18 protein-coding genes are annotated in these 17,706 nt (G+C 71.4%); 9 read left to right on the forward strand and 9 right to left on the reverse strand.

The genetic code is table 11. The annotated features are described in order from the left end of the window. The first annotated feature begins 209 nt into the window (after nt 1-209). A complete protein-coding gene (locus VKV26_05295; protein ID HLZ69310.1) occupies nt 210-1,292 on the forward strand; it encodes an isocitrate/isopropylmalate family dehydrogenase in 1,083 nt (360 codons plus the stop codon). Between the two features lie 18 nt (nt 1,293-1,310). On the opposite strand, the gene VKV26_05300 is transcribed toward VKV26_05295, so the two are convergent. Continuing rightward, on the reverse strand, nt 1,311-1,565 hold the full coding sequence (locus tag VKV26_05300) for a hypothetical protein (protein ID HLZ69311.1): 255 nt from the start codon (nt 1,563-1,565) through the stop codon (nt 1,311-1,313). 100 nt (nt 1,566-1,665) lie between these two features. Between VKV26_05300 and VKV26_05305 the strand changes: the two genes are divergently transcribed. Continuing rightward, nucleotides 1,666-2,529, forward strand: a complete 864-nt coding sequence (locus VKV26_05305; protein HLZ69312.1) for a hypothetical protein — start codon at nt 1,666-1,668, stop codon at nt 2,527-2,529. 42 nt (nt 2,530-2,571) lie between these two features. Here the strand turns inward: VKV26_05305 and VKV26_05310 are convergent, their stop codons facing one another. Beyond that, the gene (locus VKV26_05310) at nt 2,572-3,570 is read right to left on the reverse strand and encodes an NADP-dependent oxidoreductase (protein ID HLZ69313.1); all 999 of its coding nucleotides are present in this window, start codon (nt 3,568-3,570) and stop codon (nt 2,572-2,574) included. 201 nt (nt 3,571-3,771) lie between these two features. On the opposite strand from VKV26_05310, the gene VKV26_05315 reads away from it, so the two are divergent. Continuing rightward, entirely contained in the window at nt 3,772-4,719 is a 948-nt protein-coding gene (locus VKV26_05315; protein HLZ69314.1) for an alkaline phosphatase family protein, read from the forward strand. On the opposite strand, the gene VKV26_05320 is transcribed toward VKV26_05315, so the two are convergent. Next, on the reverse strand, nt 4,675-5,451 hold the full coding sequence (locus VKV26_05320; protein HLZ69315.1) for a hypothetical protein: 777 nt from the start codon (nt 5,449-5,451) through the stop codon (nt 4,675-4,677). The two genes, VKV26_05315 and VKV26_05320, sit on opposite strands and share 45 nt — an antisense overlap. Before the next feature lie 88 nt (nt 5,452-5,539). After that, entirely contained in the window at nt 5,540-5,797 is a 258-nt protein-coding gene (locus VKV26_05325; GenBank protein ID HLZ69316.1) for a hypothetical protein, read from the reverse strand. Nucleotides 5,798-5,974: 177 nt separating this feature from the next. Between VKV26_05325 and VKV26_05330 the strand changes: the two genes are divergently transcribed. Then, nucleotides 5,975-6,223, forward strand: a complete 249-nt coding sequence (locus tag VKV26_05330; GenBank protein HLZ69317.1) for a hypothetical protein — start codon at nt 5,975-5,977, stop codon at nt 6,221-6,223. Between the two features lie 19 nt (nt 6,224-6,242). On the opposite strand, the gene VKV26_05335 is transcribed toward VKV26_05330, so the two are convergent. Further along, nucleotides 6,243-6,962 (reverse strand): histidine phosphatase family protein, encoded by a 720-nt coding sequence (locus VKV26_05335; GenBank protein HLZ69318.1) that lies wholly within the window; start codon nt 6,960-6,962, stop codon nt 6,243-6,245. Nucleotides 6,963-7,140: 178 nt separating this feature from the next. Between VKV26_05335 and VKV26_05340 the strand changes: the two genes are divergently transcribed. Further along, nucleotides 7,141-7,278 carry a hypothetical protein gene (locus tag VKV26_05340; GenBank protein HLZ69319.1) on the forward strand — a complete coding sequence of 46 codons (138 nt, stop codon included), beginning with the start codon at nt 7,141-7,143 and terminating at the stop codon, nt 7,276-7,278. Between the two features lie 27 nt (nt 7,279-7,305). Next, nucleotides 7,306-7,704: a peroxiredoxin-like family protein gene (locus VKV26_05345; GenBank protein ID HLZ69320.1), complete on the forward strand. Its 399-nt coding sequence runs from the start codon at nt 7,306-7,308 to the stop codon at nt 7,702-7,704. A gap of 4 nt (nt 7,705-7,708) precedes the next feature. On the opposite strand, the gene VKV26_05350 is transcribed toward VKV26_05345, so the two are convergent. After that, nucleotides 7,709-8,314, reverse strand: a complete 606-nt coding sequence (locus tag VKV26_05350; protein ID HLZ69321.1) for a GNAT family N-acetyltransferase — start codon at nt 8,312-8,314, stop codon at nt 7,709-7,711. Nucleotides 8,315-8,512: 198 nt separating this feature from the next. On the opposite strand from VKV26_05350, the gene VKV26_05355 reads away from it, so the two are divergent. After that, nucleotides 8,513-10,255, forward strand: a complete 1,743-nt coding sequence (locus VKV26_05355) for a formate--tetrahydrofolate ligase (protein HLZ69322.1) — start codon at nt 8,513-8,515, stop codon at nt 10,253-10,255. 33 nt (nt 10,256-10,288) lie between these two features. On the opposite strand, the gene VKV26_05360 is transcribed toward VKV26_05355, so the two are convergent. Beyond that, entirely contained in the window at nt 10,289-10,816 is a 528-nt protein-coding gene (locus VKV26_05360) for a hypothetical protein (GenBank protein ID HLZ69323.1), read from the reverse strand. 242 nt (nt 10,817-11,058) lie between these two features. Between VKV26_05360 and VKV26_05365 the strand changes: the two genes are divergently transcribed. Then, on the forward strand, nt 11,059-12,693 hold the full coding sequence (locus VKV26_05365) for a diguanylate cyclase (protein ID HLZ69324.1): 1,635 nt from the start codon (nt 11,059-11,061) through the stop codon (nt 12,691-12,693). Nucleotides 12,694-12,714: 21 nt separating this feature from the next. Here the strand turns inward: VKV26_05365 and VKV26_05370 are convergent, their stop codons facing one another. Then, nucleotides 12,715-15,471, reverse strand: a complete 2,757-nt coding sequence (locus VKV26_05370; protein ID HLZ69325.1) for a protein kinase — start codon at nt 15,469-15,471, stop codon at nt 12,715-12,717. Between the two features lie 176 nt (nt 15,472-15,647). Beyond that, entirely contained in the window at nt 15,648-16,325 is a 678-nt protein-coding gene (locus VKV26_05375; GenBank protein HLZ69326.1) for a DinB family protein, read from the reverse strand. A gap of 65 nt (nt 16,326-16,390) precedes the next feature. Here VKV26_05375 and VKV26_05380 point away from each other — a divergent pair, with 65 nt between their 5' ends. Continuing rightward, nucleotides 16,391-17,566, forward strand: coding sequence for an acyl-CoA dehydrogenase family protein (locus VKV26_05380; protein HLZ69327.1), 1,176 nt, complete (start codon nt 16,391-16,393; stop codon nt 17,564-17,566). Nucleotides 17,567-17,706 lie beyond the last annotated feature (140 nt).

A 17,706-nucleotide genomic window follows, 5' to 3' on the forward strand; every position in this document is an offset into this window, starting at 1 on the left:
ATTGCCTGGCAGGAGCGGCGCAAGCACCGCCCACGCTGCGTCCGTCAGTTCTCCCCGCCCGACCATGCCCAGCTCCTGTGGTGTGCACACCCTCCTGCACAGGATACCGGGCAACGGGTCCATTCATCAGACAGACCCTAAGCGTAGCCGCGCGCTTGCCGGCGGTGTATCGTCCCTCTTGCCGGCGATGGCCGGCGGACGGAGGCGCCATGGCCGAGCGGTTGCGGCGGGTTGCGGTGCTGCCGGGCGACGACGCGGCGCCGGAGGCGGTCCACGCCAGCCTGGGCGTGCTCAGGCAGTTGGAGCTGCCGATCGAGTGGCTGCTGCTGCCCGACGGCGCCGAATTGGCCGCCAGCCGCTCGCGCGAGGACGCCGAGAAGCTGGTGCGCGAGGCCGCGGATAGCTGCGACAGCCTGCTCTTCGGCGCCACCAGCGGCAAGACACCCGGCGTCGGCTATCTGCGTTGGGGCAAGCAGACCTACGCCAACGTGCGGCCCGTGCGCTGGCGGCCCGGCTTCAACTCGCCCTTGCGCCGGCCCGAGGGCATCGACTACGTGATCATCCGCGAGAACGTGGAGGATCTGTACATGGGCCTCGAAGGCGAGCTATCGGAGCTGTTCGCCTCGGGCCTCAACCTGACGCCGCGCACCGGCCTGCGCAGCCCGCTCACCAGCCGCGACGGCTTCTACGCGGTCAAGGTGCTGACGCGGAAGAACACGGAGCGCGTGGCGCGCTTCGCCGGCAGGCTCGCGCGCCGGCGCCGCGAGCAGGGCCACGCGGGCAAGGTCACCTGCTCCTGCAAGTACAACGTGCTGCCGCGCACGGACGGCTTCTTCCGCCGCACCGTCGAGGCGGTGATCCGCGACGAGTTCCCCGAGATCGCCTACGAGCAGTTCATCGTCGACGACTTCGCCCGTCGCCTCGTCGCCAGCCCGCACACGCTGGACGTGGTGCTGCTGCCGAACCTCTACGGCGACATTCTCTCCGACGAGGGCGCAGGCACGATCGGCGGCCTCGGCCTGGCGCCCAGCGGCTGCTACGGCGACACCTGGGCTTACTTCGAGTCCGTGCACGGCAGCGCGCCCGACGTCGCCGGCCAACACACGATCAACCCGACCGCGACGCTGCTCTCCGCCGTGCTGATGCTCGACTACCTCGGCTTCGGCGAAGCCTCACACCGGCTCGACGGCGCGATCGCCGCCACCTACGCCGCGGGCGACCGCCTCACCCCCGACCAGGGCGGCAATGCCTCGACCGAAGCGTTCGCCGCCGCGGTGCAAAGCCGCCTCTGAGCGGAGCGTGGCGCAGGCTCAGCGCGCCAGGCCGAGGCCGATTACGCGATGGATGAGGCCGCGGCCGCGCCGGGGCGCGGCAGGCAGCCCAGTCGCGATCGGGGCGGCCGCGTTGCCGGGCGCCTGCCCGGCCATCACGCTGATCGCGACGAGCCGCGAACCGTTGCGGCCGCGCGGCGAGCAACTCTGCGGCGTGCGGCCGCCGCCGTTGCCCTCGCCCTGGAAGAGACGCCGCGGGGTGTTCCGGAGGAACTGGCGCCGTAGGACGTGCACGACCCGCGATCGGCGTAACGGGTCCGTATGCGGTACCTTCGTAAGAGCGGGGTGGCCCGCGGCGCGACCCCGCGATCCACCGACGCCGCGGTGAGGATGCGTGAGCGACAACCCTTCGCCATCGCTCGAACCCCCTGCGGAGCCGGGCGCCTACGCCTGGGCGCGGGTGCTCGACGGGCTGCGTGCCCTTGCCGGCACGCCGCGTTGTGTGATCTACGCGGTGCCGCCGGAGCAGGCGCCGCGCCCGCCGCACGAAGGCTCGATCTATCTGCGCGGCTCGCCGGCCTGGCGGCGCTTCCTCGCCGAGCGCCGCAGGCTGGATACGGGCGAGCCGGCGCTGGTGCTGGCGCTGCGCCCGCTGGGCGAGCGCGAGCGGCTGCTGATCGTCGATTGGGGCTCGCGCTACGCCAACACCTTGCCGCTGGTCGAGCCGCGCGACCCGGCCTGCGACCTGACACAGCCCGCCAATCCCCTGCGCCGCGCCCTGGAAGCCGCGGCCATGGCCGGAGCCGCGGCGCCGGCCGGCGACTCGCCGCTGGCCCGCCGGCTGCGCGCCGCCTTCGGGCTCTGGACCTACTGGACGGGCACGCGCGGCGCCTGGGAGGCGCACCACGTCACGCTCGCCCCGCGCGGCCCCGAGGACACGCTGGCGGGCCTGCTGGCGCTCCACCTGCCCGTGCGCTTCCCGCAGGGCGCCTTCGATCGCGCCCTGGCGGAGCTGTACCAGCACGAGCGCGAGCTGTTCAGCGGCGCCGTGGCCCGCGCCCGCATCCCCTTCCGCAGCCGCCTGGGCCTGCCGATCCTGCACGATCCGCGCGCCGTGGACCGGGCGTTGCGGCGGCTGGTGAACGAGGGGCGGGCCGCAGTCTCCGTGCGCAGCGCGGAGAGCGGCATGCGCTACGGCGCGGGCCGCCCCGTGCCGGCCGAGCTTTCCGCCGAAGCGTTCGAGCGCCTGCTGCTGTAGCCAGTGCCGCGTCGCCGGGCCGATCCCGGCGCTGACTTGCCTTCACTCGCCGACTTTGACCAGCATCTTGCCGATGTTCTCGCCCTGCAAAAGACCGATCAGCGCCGCCGGCGCCTGCTCAAGGCCGTTCACGACCGTCTCGCGGTGCTTCACTTTGCCCTCGCGCAGCCAGGCCGTCATCTCGGCGAGGAAGGCCGGGCGGCGATCGAGATGGTCGGAGATGATGAAACCCTGCACGGTCAGGCGCGAGCGCACGATCGCCGTCAGGTTGTTGGGGCCGGGCGCCGGCACGCTGTTGTTGTACTGCGAGATCATGCCGCAGGCCGGAATGCGCCCGAAGGGGTTCATCAGCGCCAGCGCCGCCTGCAGGTGGTCGCCGCCCACGTTGTCGAAATAGACGTCGATGCCGTCCGGGCAGTGCCGCGCCAGCGCCGGCTCCAGCGGCTCGGCGTGGTAGTCGATCGCCGCATCGAAGCCCAGCTCGTCGCGCAGGTAGGCGATCTTGGCCGGCGTGCCCGCGCTGCCCACGACGCGACAGCCGGCGATCTTCGCGATCTGGCCGGCGATGCTGCCCACCGCGCCCGCCGCGGCGGAGACGAACACCGTCTCGCCCGGTTTCGGCTTGCCGATGTCGAGCAGCCCCACGTAGGCGGTCAGCCCCGTGCCGCCCAGCACGCCGAGATAGGCCGTGGGCGGCGCCGCGGCCGCATCGACTTTGCCCAGCCCGCGGCCGTCGCTGACGAAGCGGTCGCGCCAGCCCAAATTGCTGGTCACGATCTCACCCGGCGTGAACTGCGGGTGGCGCGACTGTTCGACGCGGCCCACGGCGCCGCCCTCCAGCGCCTTGCCCAGGGCGAACGGCGGCGTGTACGACTTCACATCGTTCATGCGCCCGCGCATGTACGGATCGACGGACATGAACAGGTTTTGCACCAGCAGCTCGCCTTCGGCGGGCTGCGCCTCGGGCAGCTCGACCAGCTCGAAGTCCGACGGTTTCGGCAACCCGACCGGGCGGGCGGCCAGGCGAATCTCGCGCGGCATGATCCGGCTCCTTCCGGCCGCGGCGAACAGATGGGTGGCGCGGCCCCGATCGAGCGTACGTGCCCGCTGCCGCCAGCGGAAGCGCCCGTTCCTTTCCCTGGGACACCATCGCGTCTCGTCGCGGCTGATCGGGGCCGTCGATGCGGTACGCTGGGGCAGCGGGCGATGCGCTGCCGGACAGCAGCAAGCGGGGCGTGGGGCGTGACGGGACGGCGGTTGAGCGGGCGCTGCGGCCTGGTGCTGTTGGCGTTGGTCTGCGCGGCGTGCAGCAGCGGCCGTCGCCCGGTCACGGCCTCCCTGCCCGCCACGGCAGCGCCGCGCCAGGAGCTGCACTTCTCCAACATCGTGCTGATCATGCTGGAGAACCACGAAGAGCCGGACCTGATCGGCAGCGACGGCGCACCGTACCTCACACAGCTCGCGCGCGATCACACGCTGCTCAGCCACGCCTACGCCGTGGGCCACACCAGCCTGCCCAACTACCTCGCGCTGATCAGCGGCCAGACCTTCGGCCTTAGGCGCGACTGCAACACCTGCTTTCAGGACGCGCCCACGCTTGCCGATCAGTTGGAGGCCGCGGGGCACTCGTGGACGGCGTACTTCGAAGACATGCCGCAGACCTGCGCCCTCGGCGACGACGGCGCGTACGTCCAGCGCCACAACCCCTTCGTCTACTTCGGCGCCATCCGCGAGGACGCCGCCCGCTGCCAGGCGCACATCGTGCCGTTCGCGCGGTTCGACCAGGACCTGGCGGCCGGCGCCCTGCCCGATTTCGCCTGGATCTCGCCCAACCTCTGCCACGATCTGCACAGCTGCGATCTTTCCGAAGGCGATGCCTGGCTGAGGCAGCTCGTGCCCCAACTGCTGGCCACGCCGGCGTTTCAGCCGGGTGGCGCCGGCCTGCTGATCGTGACCACGGACGAGGGCACAACCGATGACGGCTGCTGCGGCGATGCCGCCGGCGGCCACATCGCTACCATCCTGGTCTCGCCCTTGCTGCCGCCGGCGACCGTGATCGACACGCCGGTCAGCCATTACGGCGTGCTGCGACTGATCGAAGACAACTGGGGGCTGCCGCCGCTGGGCGACGCGGCCCGCGCCGTCTCAGGAGCCGATCTGCTCGGCACGCAGCATGCCGCTGGGCCGTGAGCCGTGCTCGTTGCCCCGCACACCGGCCGGCAGGCCGGCGGTGCGCAACCGCCAGCGCTCCAGCAGGTCGCCGGCCGGCAGCGGGCGCCGCAGGCGGATCAGCTTCGTCGCATACGGGCGCAGATGCGCGGTGGTGGCGGCGCGGCTGTACACCCGGCCGGCGTCCTCCACGTCCAGCGGCGTCCATTCCTTGCCCCGGCTGTACGAGTACCACCAGCCGAGCAGGCGCAGGCCGCGCCGCGCCGCCGGCAGGCGCAGCGCCAGGCTGCCGCCCACCGGCGAGAGGGCGACGAACAGCCCCCGCGCGATGCTCCGGAGCTGCCAGCGGCGCACGGACGGCGGCAACGGATCGGTGCGCACCGCGTGCAGATAGCGCCGCAACACGCGCCGGAACGCCAGGTGCCAGGGCACGTCCAGCCAGATCACCAGGTCGGAAGCCGCGAGCAGCGGATCGGTCCAGCGCGCGGGGAAGCCCTCGCTGATCCAGCCCGGCTGGCCGCTGATCGCCTCGACGGCCGCGATGCAGTCGGCGAGCGGGCGGCGCTGGCCGAGGCCGTGGCTGGCGTGGAAATCGACGAAGGCGATCGCATCCAGTTCGTGCACCGGCAGCCGCAGCCGCCGGCCGAGCTGCCGGGCAAGCGTGCTCTTGCCACTGCCCGGACCGCCGAGAATGTAGATGCGCCGCGGATCGGAGGCGGCGCGCGCGGATCTCTCCTCTGCCTGCATACCCATTGAACGACACAGTAGCACCGACGGATTCGCCGGATAGCTGGCTTGCGGGAGTAGCTCTTGCCGCAGGGGCGGCCGGCCGTGCAGCGGTTCAGGGGATCGCGTCGCGTGATGGCGGCGGCAGGCCGGCGGCGCGGTGCGCGGCCACCACCGCCCGCCGCCGATCGGCGGCCTCCACGATGACCCAGTGCGGCCGCAGCGCCCGGCCGGCCACCGCGGCCGCCGCCGCATCGCGGTTGGCGAACGGCCCGCCCACTACCCGCCAGGTAAGCGCGGGCAGCGGCCTGCCGCGCCCGCCGGCCCGCGGCAGGCCGTCGACGATCCAGAAGCCGGGAGTGACACGCGTCATGATCGGCGGAGTCGGTCGCGGGATGCCCGGCCATCGTGACACGAGGAGCAGCGTTGCGCACCTTCGCTTATGACGACTCGCCCGTGCTGCAAGGTGACAGAATATTGCAACGGCTGAGCGGTAACTGCCCGCGCCTGAGCCACCGTTTCTTCTTGTAGAACCCTGCGGGAGTTGGCGGTGGCGCGGCTGTACTACGACGCGGCGATCGACGCCTACCTGAGTCCGCATGTCCTGATCGCCGGCAGTGTCTTCGCCGCCACCCTGGCGGCGTGCGTGCGCGCCGGCGCCCCGGCCGCGGATGCCTTCAATGCGCTGCTGGACGAAGCGGTCTGGCTGGAGGGTCGCCCGCGCGCGGCGGCGGCCCTGGATGTCGACGCCGTGCTGCACGAAGCGCGGCGGCTGCTCGGCCTGGAGTCGACGGCCTGAGCAGGTTGCGGGCCGGCCGTCAGTACGAGCGCAGGTCGCCTTCCGGCGTCTCCAGGTGGTGGAGATCGTTGAGCGCGTGCAGGGCGCGGCGATCCTCGGCCGCGGCCACCACGCTGACGGACGTGTGCGCCGGACGGAAGAACATATCGTACTTCGAGCCGATCACGTGGCCGATGTAGGCGTTGATCACGCCGCCGTGGCAGACCACGGCCACGCGCTCGCCGGGGTGGCGGGCGATCACCGCCTCGACCGCGTTGATCGCGCGGCGGCGGAACACCAGGCTCGGCTCGGACGCCGGATAGACGTCCCAGGACTTTTCGACCATCATCCGCCGGCGCATACCGGCCAGCAGATCGCGCCCGAAGTAGTCGACGCTGCTCTGGTCCTGCGGGATGTCGCGGAAGATCTCGACCTCGCGCAGATCCTCGACCACGACGATCGTGTCGGGGCCGCGGCCCTGCCCCTGCGCCACGGCGCAGGCGGTCTGGAAGGCGCGACGCAACTGGCTGGAGTAGATCGCGGCGATCGGCCGGGTCGAGAGCCACTGGCCCAGCGCCGCCGCCTGCATCAGGCCGCGCTCGCTGAGCGGCGGATCGACCGACTCCCCGATCGGGCCGGCGACGTTGAACGACTGCTGGCCGTGGCGAATCAGCAGCAGCTCGCTGACCTGCTCCAGCCCGGTGAGAAAGGCCAGATCGAACGCCTGCGGCGGGCGGGCGTTGGGGCTCGCTTCGCTCATACAACGCTCCTCGAACAGCCGGCGCCGGCCGCGGTTCTGCATGGTCAGCGTACGCCAGCGGCAGCGCCTCGCGCTCGCGCGGCCATCCATCGGTGCGCGGCGCGCGTATCATCACGCGTATCATCACGCGTATCATCACACGCGTATCATCAAATGAACGCGGCGGCAGGAGCGGGCGATGGCAGCACAGGCACTGCGGCCCGGCGATGCGGCGCCGGATCTGGAGGTCGATCGCGCGGACGGCACGCCGCTTGCGCTCTCCGCGCTGTGGCGCGAGCGGCCGGCGCTGCTGGTCTTCCTGCGCCACTACGGCTGACCGTTCTGCCGCGAGCTGGCCGCGCAGGTGCGTGGCGAGATCGGCGAGCGCGACGATGTCGGCGTCGCGCTGATCACGATGGGCAAGCCGGCGCAGGCCGCGGAGTTCTGCCGCGAGCAGCGGCTCTCCTACACCTGTCTCTCGGACCCGGCGCGGAACAGCTACCGCGCCTTCGGTCTGCGCCGCGGCTCGACGGCCGATGTCATGGGGCCGGGGCCGATGCTGGCCGGGCTGCGCGCGGCGAGCAAGGGGCACTTCGTCGGCCGGCCCGTGGACGACGTCTACCAGCTCGGCGGCAGCTTCCTGGTCGATACCGCGGGCCGCATCGCCTACGCGCACTACCCGCGCCACGCGGGCGACCAACCGGCGGCGGGCGACCTGAAGCGGGCGGTCAGCCGGCTGCTCGACCGCGGCGGAGCGTCCTAACCGCTCAGCCGCCGAAGCCCTCTTCGCTGTCGGTCAGGCCGGTGATGTCGTAGGCCATCACCAGCATGTCGCGCGTGCGGCCGCCGCGGTCCATCACGAAGTCCTGCAGCAGCGCCTCCATCTGGAAGCCGAGCTTCTCGAAAGTGGCGCGGGCGCCCTGCTGGTCCGGCGTCATGCGCGCGGTGATCTTCTGCAGGCCCAGGGCGCGGGCGATGTCGAACACGGCCGCGGCCAGCGCCCGGCCCAGCCCCTTGCCGCGCATCGTGGCTGCGGCCTGGATGCGGATCTCGCCCAGGTGGCGCGTCCAGTTCGCCTCGTTGTAGTGCAGGCTGCCGTAACCGAGGATGCCATCGCCCTTCTGCCCCTCGGCCAGCACGGTGACCGTGTGCTTGCCGAGGTTGCTCACCCACTCGTCCACCACCGCCGGGTCGGTGATGTCGGTGCGCAAAAAGAGCAGGTCGTCGGCCGGCAGCGAACGAGCGAAGCGCAGCACCGCGTCGCGGTCGGCCTTCGTCATCAGCCGCAGCGTGATCTCGGCGCCGTCGTTGAGGCGGACGCTGCGGGGATAGGCGGCGGTGTAGGCGGGCTTCTCGGCGGTTTTTTCTGCCACGGCTGAACCTCCTGCGAACGGGGCGCACCCGAGCAAGCCGCACCGTGTCGCGCGCAACGATGAAGCATCCGGCCAGACGCGCCGGCCGCTGTGCGCGCCAGTGTAGCGAGCGCATGGCGTGGGCGCCAGCCGATCGCGCATACTGCAAGCGCGCGGGCGGCTGCATGCGCGGGCCGCACCGCTGCTGGAGGTGCTGCCGTGCCCCCGGAGCCGGCGCAGAATGCTGCAGGCGCAACCACCACTCGCTTCCCTTCCGACCTCGAAATCGCCCAGGCCGCAAGCCTCCGACCGATCGCCGACGTGGCCGCCGATCTTGGCCTGCTGCCCGATGAGGTCGAGCTGTACGGCAAATACAAGGCCAAGATCGACCTCAGCGCCCTCGGCCGGCTGGCGAGCAAGCCGCCCGGCAAATACGTCGTAATCACCGCGATCACGCCGACGCCGCTGGGCGAGGGCAAATCCACCACCACCGTGGGGCTGGCGCAGGGGCTGGCGAAGATCGGCAAGCGCGCGATCGCCGCCATCCGCCAGCCCTCGCTGGGGCCGGTGTTCGGCATCAAGGGCGGCGCGGCCGGCGGCGGCTATGCGCAGATCGTGCCGATGGAGGACTTCAACCTGCACCTCACCGGCGACAACCACGCCGTCGGCGCGGCGCACAACCTGCTCGCCGCCTTTCTCGACAACCATCTCTACCACGGCAACGCGCTGGGCATCGACCTGAACCGCATCGAGCTGCGCCGTGTGGTGGACATCTCCGACCGCGCCCTGCGCGAGATCGTGATCGGCCTCGGCGGGCGCGAAAACGGCGTGCCGCGCGAGGGCGGCTTCGATATCACCGTCGCCTCCGAGTGCATGGCGATCCTGGCGCTCGCCACGAGCCTGCCCGATCTGCGGGCGCGGCTCGGCCGCATGGTCGCGGCCTACACGAAGGACAATCAGCCCGTCACCGCCGAAGACCTCAAGTGCGCCGGCGCGATGACGGTGCTGATGAAGGACGCGATCAAGCCGAACCTGCTGCAAACACTCGAGGGCACGCCGGCGATGGTGCATGCCGGTCCCTTCGGCAACATCGCCCACGGCAACAGCAGCATCGTCGCCGACCAGATCGGCCTGCGGCTCGCCGACTTCGTCGTCACCGAGGCGGGCTTCGGCGCTGACCTGGGCTTCGAAAAGTTCTGCGACATCAAGTGCCGCCAGAGCGGCCTGCGCCCGGACGCCGCCGTGCTGGTGGCGACGGTGCGGGCGCTGAAGGCGCACTCGGGCCGCTTCCGCGTGGTTGCCGGCCGGCCGCTGCCGGAGGGGCTGGTCAAAGAGGACCTGGACGCGCTGGCCGCGGGCATGGGCAACCTGGAGAAGCAGATCGAGAACGTGCGCGCCTTCGGTGTGCCGGTGGTGGTGGCGATCAACCGCTTCCCCAGCGACAGCGCGGCGGAGATGGCGGCGATCCACGACGCCGCGCTGGCCGCCGGGGCGCGCGACGCCGTGATCGCCGAGCACTTCGTGCATGGCGGCGAAGGCGCGCGGGCGCTGGCCGAGGCGGTGGTGCAGGCCGCCGACGAGCCGTCGGAGTTCCGTTTCATCTACGACGCCGCGGCGCCGGCCGACGAGAAGATCCGGGCGATCGCCACCGTGATCTACGGCGCCGGGGGCATTTCGCTGGCGGCCGAAGCGCGGCGCAAGCTGCGCCAGTTCGAGCGGCTTGGCTACGGGAATCTGCCGGTCTGCATGGCGAAGACACACCTCTCGCTCTCGCACGACGCGGCGCTGCTGGGCCGGCCCTCCGGCTTCACCATCCCCGTGCAGGATGTGCGCCTCTCCGCCGGCGCCGGTTTTCTCTACGCGCTCTGCGGCGACATCCGCACGATGCCGGGTCTGCCCTCGAAACCCGGCGGCGAGGCCGTGGACATCGACGAGCAGGGCCGGATCGTGGGGCTGTTCTGAGGGCCGGGCGAGGGGCGGCTCGGCCTTCAGCGGTTACGTGGACTCCCGCTCATCGCCGTGTACGGCGACGGTGCCGGCGCCGGCCTGCTCCAGCGCGGCCTTCGCCGTGGCCACCTCGGCGGCTTGGCCGTGCACGATCACCAGCACCTGGCCGGCGCGCAGCGCCGTCTCATAGATGCGGCGGTGGGCCGCGGGGATGCCGGCGCCGGCCAGCGCTGCGCCCACCGGTCCGAGTTCGCCGGCGATGCGCTCGCCTTCGACTTCGCCGGCCACCCAGCCGACCACCGGACCGGCCACGAAGATCGGCCCCGTGCCCGGAATGAAAAACGTGCCCGTGTCCAGCAGCAGGTTGGAGAGCGCCGTCCACAGGCCGCCGTGGCCGCCGTGGTGCCGCACCGCCCCGCCGCTGGTGTAATGACCGGACGTGGCCTCGTCGCCCGCGCCGCGGCCCGCCACGGAGACGTGCGCCATCGCCACCCCGGCCGTTGCCAGCGCCTTCACCGCGGTCTCCGCCTGCCGGTTGCTCGCGTAGATCGCCACGACCGCCTGCTCGTTTTTCATCGCCGCTCCGGCGTTCCACCGATCAGTCGCTGCTCTGTCTCTCACCGCCCCTCACGTGCAGGAACAGGGTACAGGATGGCGTCTGCATGCGGCGCTCCCGCGGCCGGCTGCCGTTCTGCCGCGGCGCACTAAAGGCCGCTGGCCGGTGGGGCGATACTTGCTTACAGAGGATGTCCGCTTGTTGGGCCGTGCCGGCGTGCAGCGCCGCGTGGCTGTTCTCGGCCCCGCCCCGGAGGCACTTCATGGCCGATCTGACCGCTCCCGACCACGACCAGGCGCTGCCGGCGGTGATCGAGCCGCCGCTGGCCGGCGTCACGCGCCAGGAGCGCTTCGACCGCATCGCACGTCTCGCCTGCCGCCTGTTCGACGTGCCCATCGCCCTGCTCACCGGCGCCGACGCGGACGGGCGCCACTACCTCGCCGCCGTCGGCCTGCTGGCGGGCGAATTGCCGCATGCGGTGGCGCTCTGCGCCGAGGCGGTGCTGGGCGAGCAGCCGCTGCTCGTGGAGGACGCGGGTCTCGACTCCCGCTTCGGCGAGGAGCCGCTCGTCTCCGGCTCGCCGTACATCCGCTCATTCGCCGCGCAGCCGCTGCTTGGTCCGGATGGTCACGGCATCGGCGTGATCTGCATTCTCGATCGGCGCCGGCGCGAGTACCAGGCGGCGGATCTCGCTGCGCTCGCCGACCTGGCGGCGCTGGCCGCGAACGAGCTCAACGTCGCCGGGCTGGAGCAGGCGCTGGCGCAGGAACGCGGCGCCATGCTGCAGGCCCGGGCGGTGCTGGGCGCCGTCTCCGAAGGGGTGCTCACCTGCGACGCCAACGGTACGATTCAGTCCTGTAATCTCGCGGGCGAGCGTATCTTCGGCTACGCCGCAACGGAATTGCTCGGCCGTGACCTCGATTTCCTCGTGCCCGGCGTCTTCCAGCAGACGGAGAGCGCCACGGCGGCGAGCGGCACGATCAGCGAACGCGTGCTGAGCGACGGTGAACGCGAGACGGTGGGGCGCCGCCGCTCCGGCGAGCCGTTGCCGCTACTGCTGGCCGTCGGCGCTCTGCCCCAGGAGACCGGCGCCAGCCGCCTGGTGCTGGTGCGGGACCTTTCCGGCGAGCGGCGCAGCGAGCCGCGCCGGCGCAAGCTCCTGCCGACCGATCTGCGCAGCCTGCCCGATCGCGCCTTCTTCCGCAGCCGCCTGGACCAGGCGATGGCCGCCGAGGCGCAGGGCGCCGGCGGCGTGGCGGTGCTGTTGCTGGAGCTGGACAACTGGGAGCGGGTGAACGAGCGCATGGGCGAAAGCGTGGCCGAGGCGCTGCTGCTGGAGGTGTACCGCCGGCTGCGCGCCTCCCTGCGGCCGGACGATACCGCGGCCTACATGGGCGGCAGCGGCTTCGCCGTGCTCTTCGAGAACATGAACGCCGCGCGCGATGCCCAGCGCCCGGCCGACCGCATCCTCGGCCAGTTACGCACGCCGCTGACGCACGCGCGGCGTGAGCTGATCGCCGCCCCGAACATCGGCATTGCGCTCAGCACCTTCTGCCTCGCCGCCGACCGCCAGCCGGACCTGATGTACGAAGCCGGCCAGGCGCTGCGCCAGGCGCGCGCCGCCGGCCGCTGGCGTAGCCATATCCTGGAGCCGCACGAGCACCCGCTGCTGGGCCTCGGCCTGCCGGACGACGCGCTGATCAGCGTGACGTCCGGCGACCTGCTTGCCGATCCGGCCGCATCGCAGGCGGGCGAACCGCCGGCCGAGGCCGATTCAGCCCTTGCCCTGCCGCTGACGTGCGCTGCGCCGGACGCCATGCCGCTGCCGTCCGGCGAGCAGGCCGCCCCTGACCCGGAAGACGGTGCGGGCGAGCGGCGCAGCGCCTCCGCTGCCTGAACGCGGACCCTGCCGCACGGTTTACCGCTGGGTGACGACCAGGTTGCGGAAGCGCGCCTCGGCCGTGAGGTTGTCGCCGCCGGTGGCGATGTAGATCTTGCCCGTGCTGAAGCCGTTGTCGCGCGCCTGGCCCACCTGCGTGCCGTTGATCGTTACCGTGATCGTGTTGCCCACGCAGCTCAACGTCAGCCGGTTCACCTCGCCGTTGCGCTTGATCGCCGACGATGGCGTATCGTCGATCAGGCGCGACGGCGTCTCCTGGCCGGGACCGTCCTTCAGCAGACGGAACGTGCCGCTGGCGGGGATGACCGAGAGGTGATAGCCGCCGGCGTCTGAGTCGCGGCAGCCGATGTTGACGTAGCGATCGGTGAACGTTCCCACCAGGCGCGCATCCACCGTGGTGCTCGTGTCCGCGTATTGGCCGGGCAGGAACTTGCCATCCAGTCCGCCGCTGGCCTGCTGCTTCTGGATCACGAACTCGCCGTTGGCGTAGCTATACTTTGTCTGGTCCGATCCGGTGGTGTCGGTGTTGAACAGGCCGGTGCCAGGGTCGCTGAGCGGATCGGCCAGCAGTACCGGGACGCTGTTGGGCGGCGTCTTCGTCACCACCAGGTTGTCGAAGTGCGTCTCGATCGTCTGCGGGTGGTCCGTGTAGGTGCTGGCGCCGATCAGGAACTGGCCAGTGCTGTACTCCGCTTTGGCGTCCTTCACCGAGGCCACGTTTGTGCCATTGATGCTGACGGCGATCGTGCTGCCGGAGCAGGTGAGCGCCACGCGGTTCGTGGCCGTGCCCTTGAGAATCGCCGGCGATGCCTGCTCGTTGCGCAGGTACCGCAGGTCGGCGTTGCTCTCCACGGCGAACAGGCGGTAGGTGCCGGCGCCGAAGTCGACCCAGACGCGGTAGCCCGTGTTGGTGTCGCCGTAGCGGCAGCCGAGCACGACGAAGCGGTTGTCGGCGCTGTCGATCATGCGCACGTCCACCGCCAGCGTCGCATCGTCGTAGCTGTTGGGGATGAACTCCTCCGGGATCGTCGAGTAGTTTGGATCGGTGAGCTTCACCACGTACTCGCCGCCTGAGTAGCCGAGCTGGTAGTGCGAATCGCCGGCGGAGTTCTCCAGAATGCCCGTCTTCGGGTCAGAGAAGCCGTCCTGGGCGAGGATCGTCGCCGGCAGCGCACCGGCGGCCGGCGGCGGCGCGACGGTCGGCGGCGCCGTGGTCGGCGCGGTTGTCGGCGGCGCCGTCGGGACGGCCGTGCGTTGCGGTGTGGTGGAGGCGGGCGCTGCGGCCGAGGCCGACGGCGCGACCGTGGGCACGGCGCTGGCCGTGCTGGTGACGGCCGGCGTCGGGTTGAGATTGCCCGGCTTCAGCGTGCCGGCGCCGCCCGAAGTCGGGGCGATGGGCACGGGCGACGGCGTCGGTTTCGGCTGCGGGCCGCCGCAGTTGGCCGCGGCCAGCGCGATCGCGCCGGCGATCGCGGCGAGCACCAGCACCGCGCCGCCGATCAGCAGCGGCGTGCGCGACTTCTTGCCCGTGCCGCCGGGCGCGGCTCCTCCACCGGCCGGCGGCGTCCACAGCGGCTGCGGCGCGGCCTGCCAGGTGCCGCCCGCCTGCTGTTGCCAGCCCGGCGGCATCGGCGGCGCCGCGGCCGGCCGCGGGGTCTGCGGCCGCGCGCCGATGCCCGGCAGCGAGACGACCGTCGGCGCTTCGTCCTCCGGCACGGGGCGCTCGCTGCCGGGCGGTGTGGCAGGCGGCGCCTGGCCCGCGCTGCCGGCCACTACCGTTGGTTCACTCGGCGTCCGCGTCGCGGGGCGCAGGTACATGCCCGAGCCTTCGATCGGGCTGCCGGCCATGCTGCCGCCGCTGGCGATGCTGCCGCGCTCGGAAGGCTGCCACGGGCGCGTCTGCGCCAGCGCCTCCGGGATGCCGCGGCCGCTGCTTTCGGTCGCGGCCTGTGCCAGCGCCTGGACGAACGCGCCGCACGTGGCGAAACGCTCGTCCGGCTCGCGCGCGAGCGCCTGCTCCACCACGGCCGCCAGCGCGGCGCCGAGCTGCGGATTGCGGCTCTGCAGCGAGGGCGGCGATTCGTACAGGTGCTTGGCCATCACCGCTTCCGGCGTGGCCGCGGCGAAGGGCACGCTGCCGGTCAGCATCTCGTAGGCGACGATGCCCAGCGCATATTCGTCGGCCCGCCCGTCCAGCGGCTCGCCGCGGATCTGTTCCGGCGCCATGTAGGCCGGTGTGCCCAGCCCGGTGCCGATCTGGGTCAGCGGCTCGCCCGTGCGGCTCTCGTTCGTCTCCGTCTCCAGGATGCGGGCGAGGCCGAAGTCGGCCACAATCGGCGTCTCGTCCTCGGTGAGCAGGATGTTGCTGGGCTTGATGTCGCGGTGAATCACGCCGCGGGCGTGGGCGAAATCGAGCGCCGCGGCAACCGGCGCGAGCAGGCGCGCGACGCTGGCCGGGGGCAGCGGCTGGCCCAGGCGGTGCCAGAGCGTGCCGCCGGGGATGTAGCGGTAGACGATGTAGGCCTGGCCGTCCGCTTCGCCGTAGTCGAACACGGGCAGGATGTTGGGGTGTTCGAGGCGGGCCAGCACCTCCGCCTCGCGGCGGAAGCGGGCGAGAAAGGCGGGCTGGCCGGCGAGCTGGGCGCCGATGACTTTGACCGCCACGTCGCGGCGCAGGCTGGGCTGAAAGGCGCGGTAGACGCTCGCCATGCCGCCTTCGCCCAGCGGCTCGCGCACCACGTACTGCCCGAACGTCGTCCCGGCCGGCAGGGTCACCGGAATCCCTCGTGCGTGCGGCTGAAGGCGTGCTGCAAGTAAACAGCAACATCATACACGCCGCCGCGCCGCCTGGATCGCCGCCGTTGTCTTCACCAACAGGAAACAGGGAGCGAGGAACGAGGAGCGAGGAAAGAGGAAAGAGAGCACAGGGGTTAGGGATGGGAGCCTAACCTCTACCGCGTGGCCCGCGCCACCCAGCCGGACGAGGTTCCGCCGTGCTGCCCGATCAGTAACTGCAACTGCGCGGCGTGCTCCTGCACGTGGCGCATGGTGTAGAGCAGCAGCTCCCCAAAGCTCAGCTCGGCGCGGGAGACGCGCTGCCGCCGCCGCGCTTGTTCATCGGTCAGCCCGGCGATCGTCGCCTCGCACTTCGCGCGGGTGTGGGCGGCGTAGCCCCGCAGCTCCTCCCTGGTGTACGCCCGTTCGGGCAGCTTCCCCGCGGGGTCCAGCTCGTCCAGGGTGAACGGCGCCGGCGGGGCGAAGCCAGCGGGCGAACCCGACAGATACAGGTCGAGCCAGAAGAGCGCATGGAAGGCGACGTTCCAGAACGCCGCGAGCGGATCGTCCCAGAGCCGCGCCTGCGCGAGCATCTCGATCGCGGCGCCGAACTGCTGCCGGAGGCTTTCGCGCCAGTCCGCGTCCATCGTGTCTCCGCGGCCGCTCGGCCCCGCTGTGCGTCCAACGGCACCGGCTGCCCTCCGCCATCGTACTGCGCCGGCAGCCATGTCGGCGGCCCTGGCGTGCTGGCATCTGGCCTCGGAATCCGGCAGGCGTGATACGGTTTGACACCCCGGCGCGCCCTTGTAACGATGACCGTGGAGGCGGGCAAACGGCCGCTGCCATCCCAGCACGAACAAGACAGGCCAGCGCCTGACGCCAGTTCCTGACGCCAGTTCCTGACGAAGGTGGCCGGAGCATGGACTTCCGCTTCTCCGCGGCCGAAGAGGCGTTTCGCGCCGAGCTGCTCGGCTTTCTGCGCGAGGTCGCGCCGCCCGGCTGGGAGCGGCGCTTCGCCGGCGATGCGGCCGCGCTCTGGGGCTTCGAGCGCGAGTTTCAGCGCAAGCTGGCCGAGCGGCGCTGGCTGGCGCTGCCCTGGCCGCACGAGCTGGGCGGTTTCGGCGCCAGCTATATGCAGCAACTGATCTTCAACGAGACGATGGCCTACAACCGCGCGCCCTCGTTCGTGAACATGGGCGTCGCCTGGGTCGGGCCCTCGATCATGACCTACGGCACGGACGAGCAGAAGCGCCGCTACGTGCGCCGCATCGCCGAGGGCGAGGATATCTGGTGCACGCTCTACTCCGAGCCGGGCGCCGGCTCCGACCTCGCCAGCCTGCAAACCCGCGCCGAACGTGACGGCGACGAGTACGTGATCAACGGCCAGAAGATCTGGACGACCTACGCACACCTCTCCGATTACGGCTGGCTCGCCGCCCGCACCGACCCCGCCGCGCCCAAGCATAAGGGCATCAGCACCTTCGTCGTGCCCATGAAAGCGCCGGGTGTGCAGGTGCGGCCGCTGGTGAACATGGCGGACGGGCACGAGTTCAACGAGGTCTTTTTCGAGAACGTGCGCGTGCCGAAGGAGAACCTGGTCGGCGAGGAGAACCGCGGCTGGTACCAGGTCGCCACCGGCCTCGACATCGAGCGCACGGCGATCGGCAGCCCGGCCACGGCGCGCCGCACGCTGGAAGACCTGGTGCAGTTCTGCAAGACGGCGCGGAGAGGCGGCCGGGCGCTGATCGACGATCCGATCGCGCGGCACACGCTGGCCGACCTCGCGGTCAGCATCGACATGGCGAAGATGCTGTCGTACCGCATTGCCTCGATGCAGACGGCGGGCCGGGCGCCGGGCTATGAGGCATCGAGCGCCAAGATGTTCGGCACGGAGCTGAACCAGCGGCTGGCGAACGCGGCAGTGGGCCTCCTCGGCCTCGCCGGCCAGCTCGACGGCGTCGACGCCCGCGCCCCGCTGCACGGCCGGCTCAAGTATCTCTACCTGCGCATGGTGGCGAACACGATCGAGGGCGGCACCAGCGAGATCCAGCGCACCGTGATCGCCACCCGCGGCCTCGGTCTGCCGCGGGGCTGAGGGGCGCGCGGGAAGCTCATCGAGTCCGCGGAGTGGAGTCCCAAATGTTCTCATTTACGGGACATTCCTGAATCATGCAAAGTTTGGTGCAGATTATTTCCGCTTATGAATCATTCTTAGGCAAGCCAAGGTTATGAACG

This window comes from Dehalococcoidia bacterium, from assembly GCA_035310145.1.
Lineage (GTDB): Bacteria > Chloroflexota > Dehalococcoidia > CAUJGQ01 > CAUJGQ01 > CALFMN01.

What these genes read in the sequence shown, in the direction of transcription:
- VKV26_05295 (HLZ69310.1), top strand. Translation starts at nt 210, where the DNA reads ATGGCCGAGCGGTTGCGGCGGGTTGCGGTGCTGCCGGGCGACGACGCG.
- VKV26_05310 (HLZ69313.1), bottom strand. Translation starts at nt 3,570, where the DNA reads ATGCCGCGCGAGATTCGCCTGGCCGCCCGCCCGGTCGGGTTGCCGAAA.
- VKV26_05320 (HLZ69315.1), bottom strand. Translation starts at nt 5,451, where the DNA reads ATGGGTATGCAGGCAGAGGAGAGATCCGCGCGCGCCGCCTCCGATCCG.
- VKV26_05325 (HLZ69316.1), bottom strand. Translation starts at nt 5,797, where the DNA reads ATGACGCGTGTCACTCCCGGCTTCTGGATCGTCGACGGCCTGCCGCGG.
- VKV26_05335 (HLZ69318.1), bottom strand. Translation starts at nt 6,962, where the DNA reads ATGAGCGAAGCGAGCCCCAACGCCCGCCCGCCGCAGGCGTTCGATCTG.
- VKV26_05340 (HLZ69319.1), top strand. Translation starts at nt 7,141, where the DNA reads ATGGCAGCACAGGCACTGCGGCCCGGCGATGCGGCGCCGGATCTGGAG.
- VKV26_05360 (HLZ69323.1), bottom strand. Translation starts at nt 10,816, where the DNA reads ATGAAAAACGAGCAGGCGGTCGTGGCGATCTACGCGAGCAACCGGCAG.
- VKV26_05365 (HLZ69324.1), top strand. Translation starts at nt 11,059, where the DNA reads ATGGCCGATCTGACCGCTCCCGACCACGACCAGGCGCTGCCGGCGGTG.
- VKV26_05380 (HLZ69327.1), top strand. Translation starts at nt 16,391, where the DNA reads ATGGACTTCCGCTTCTCCGCGGCCGAAGAGGCGTTTCGCGCCGAGCTG.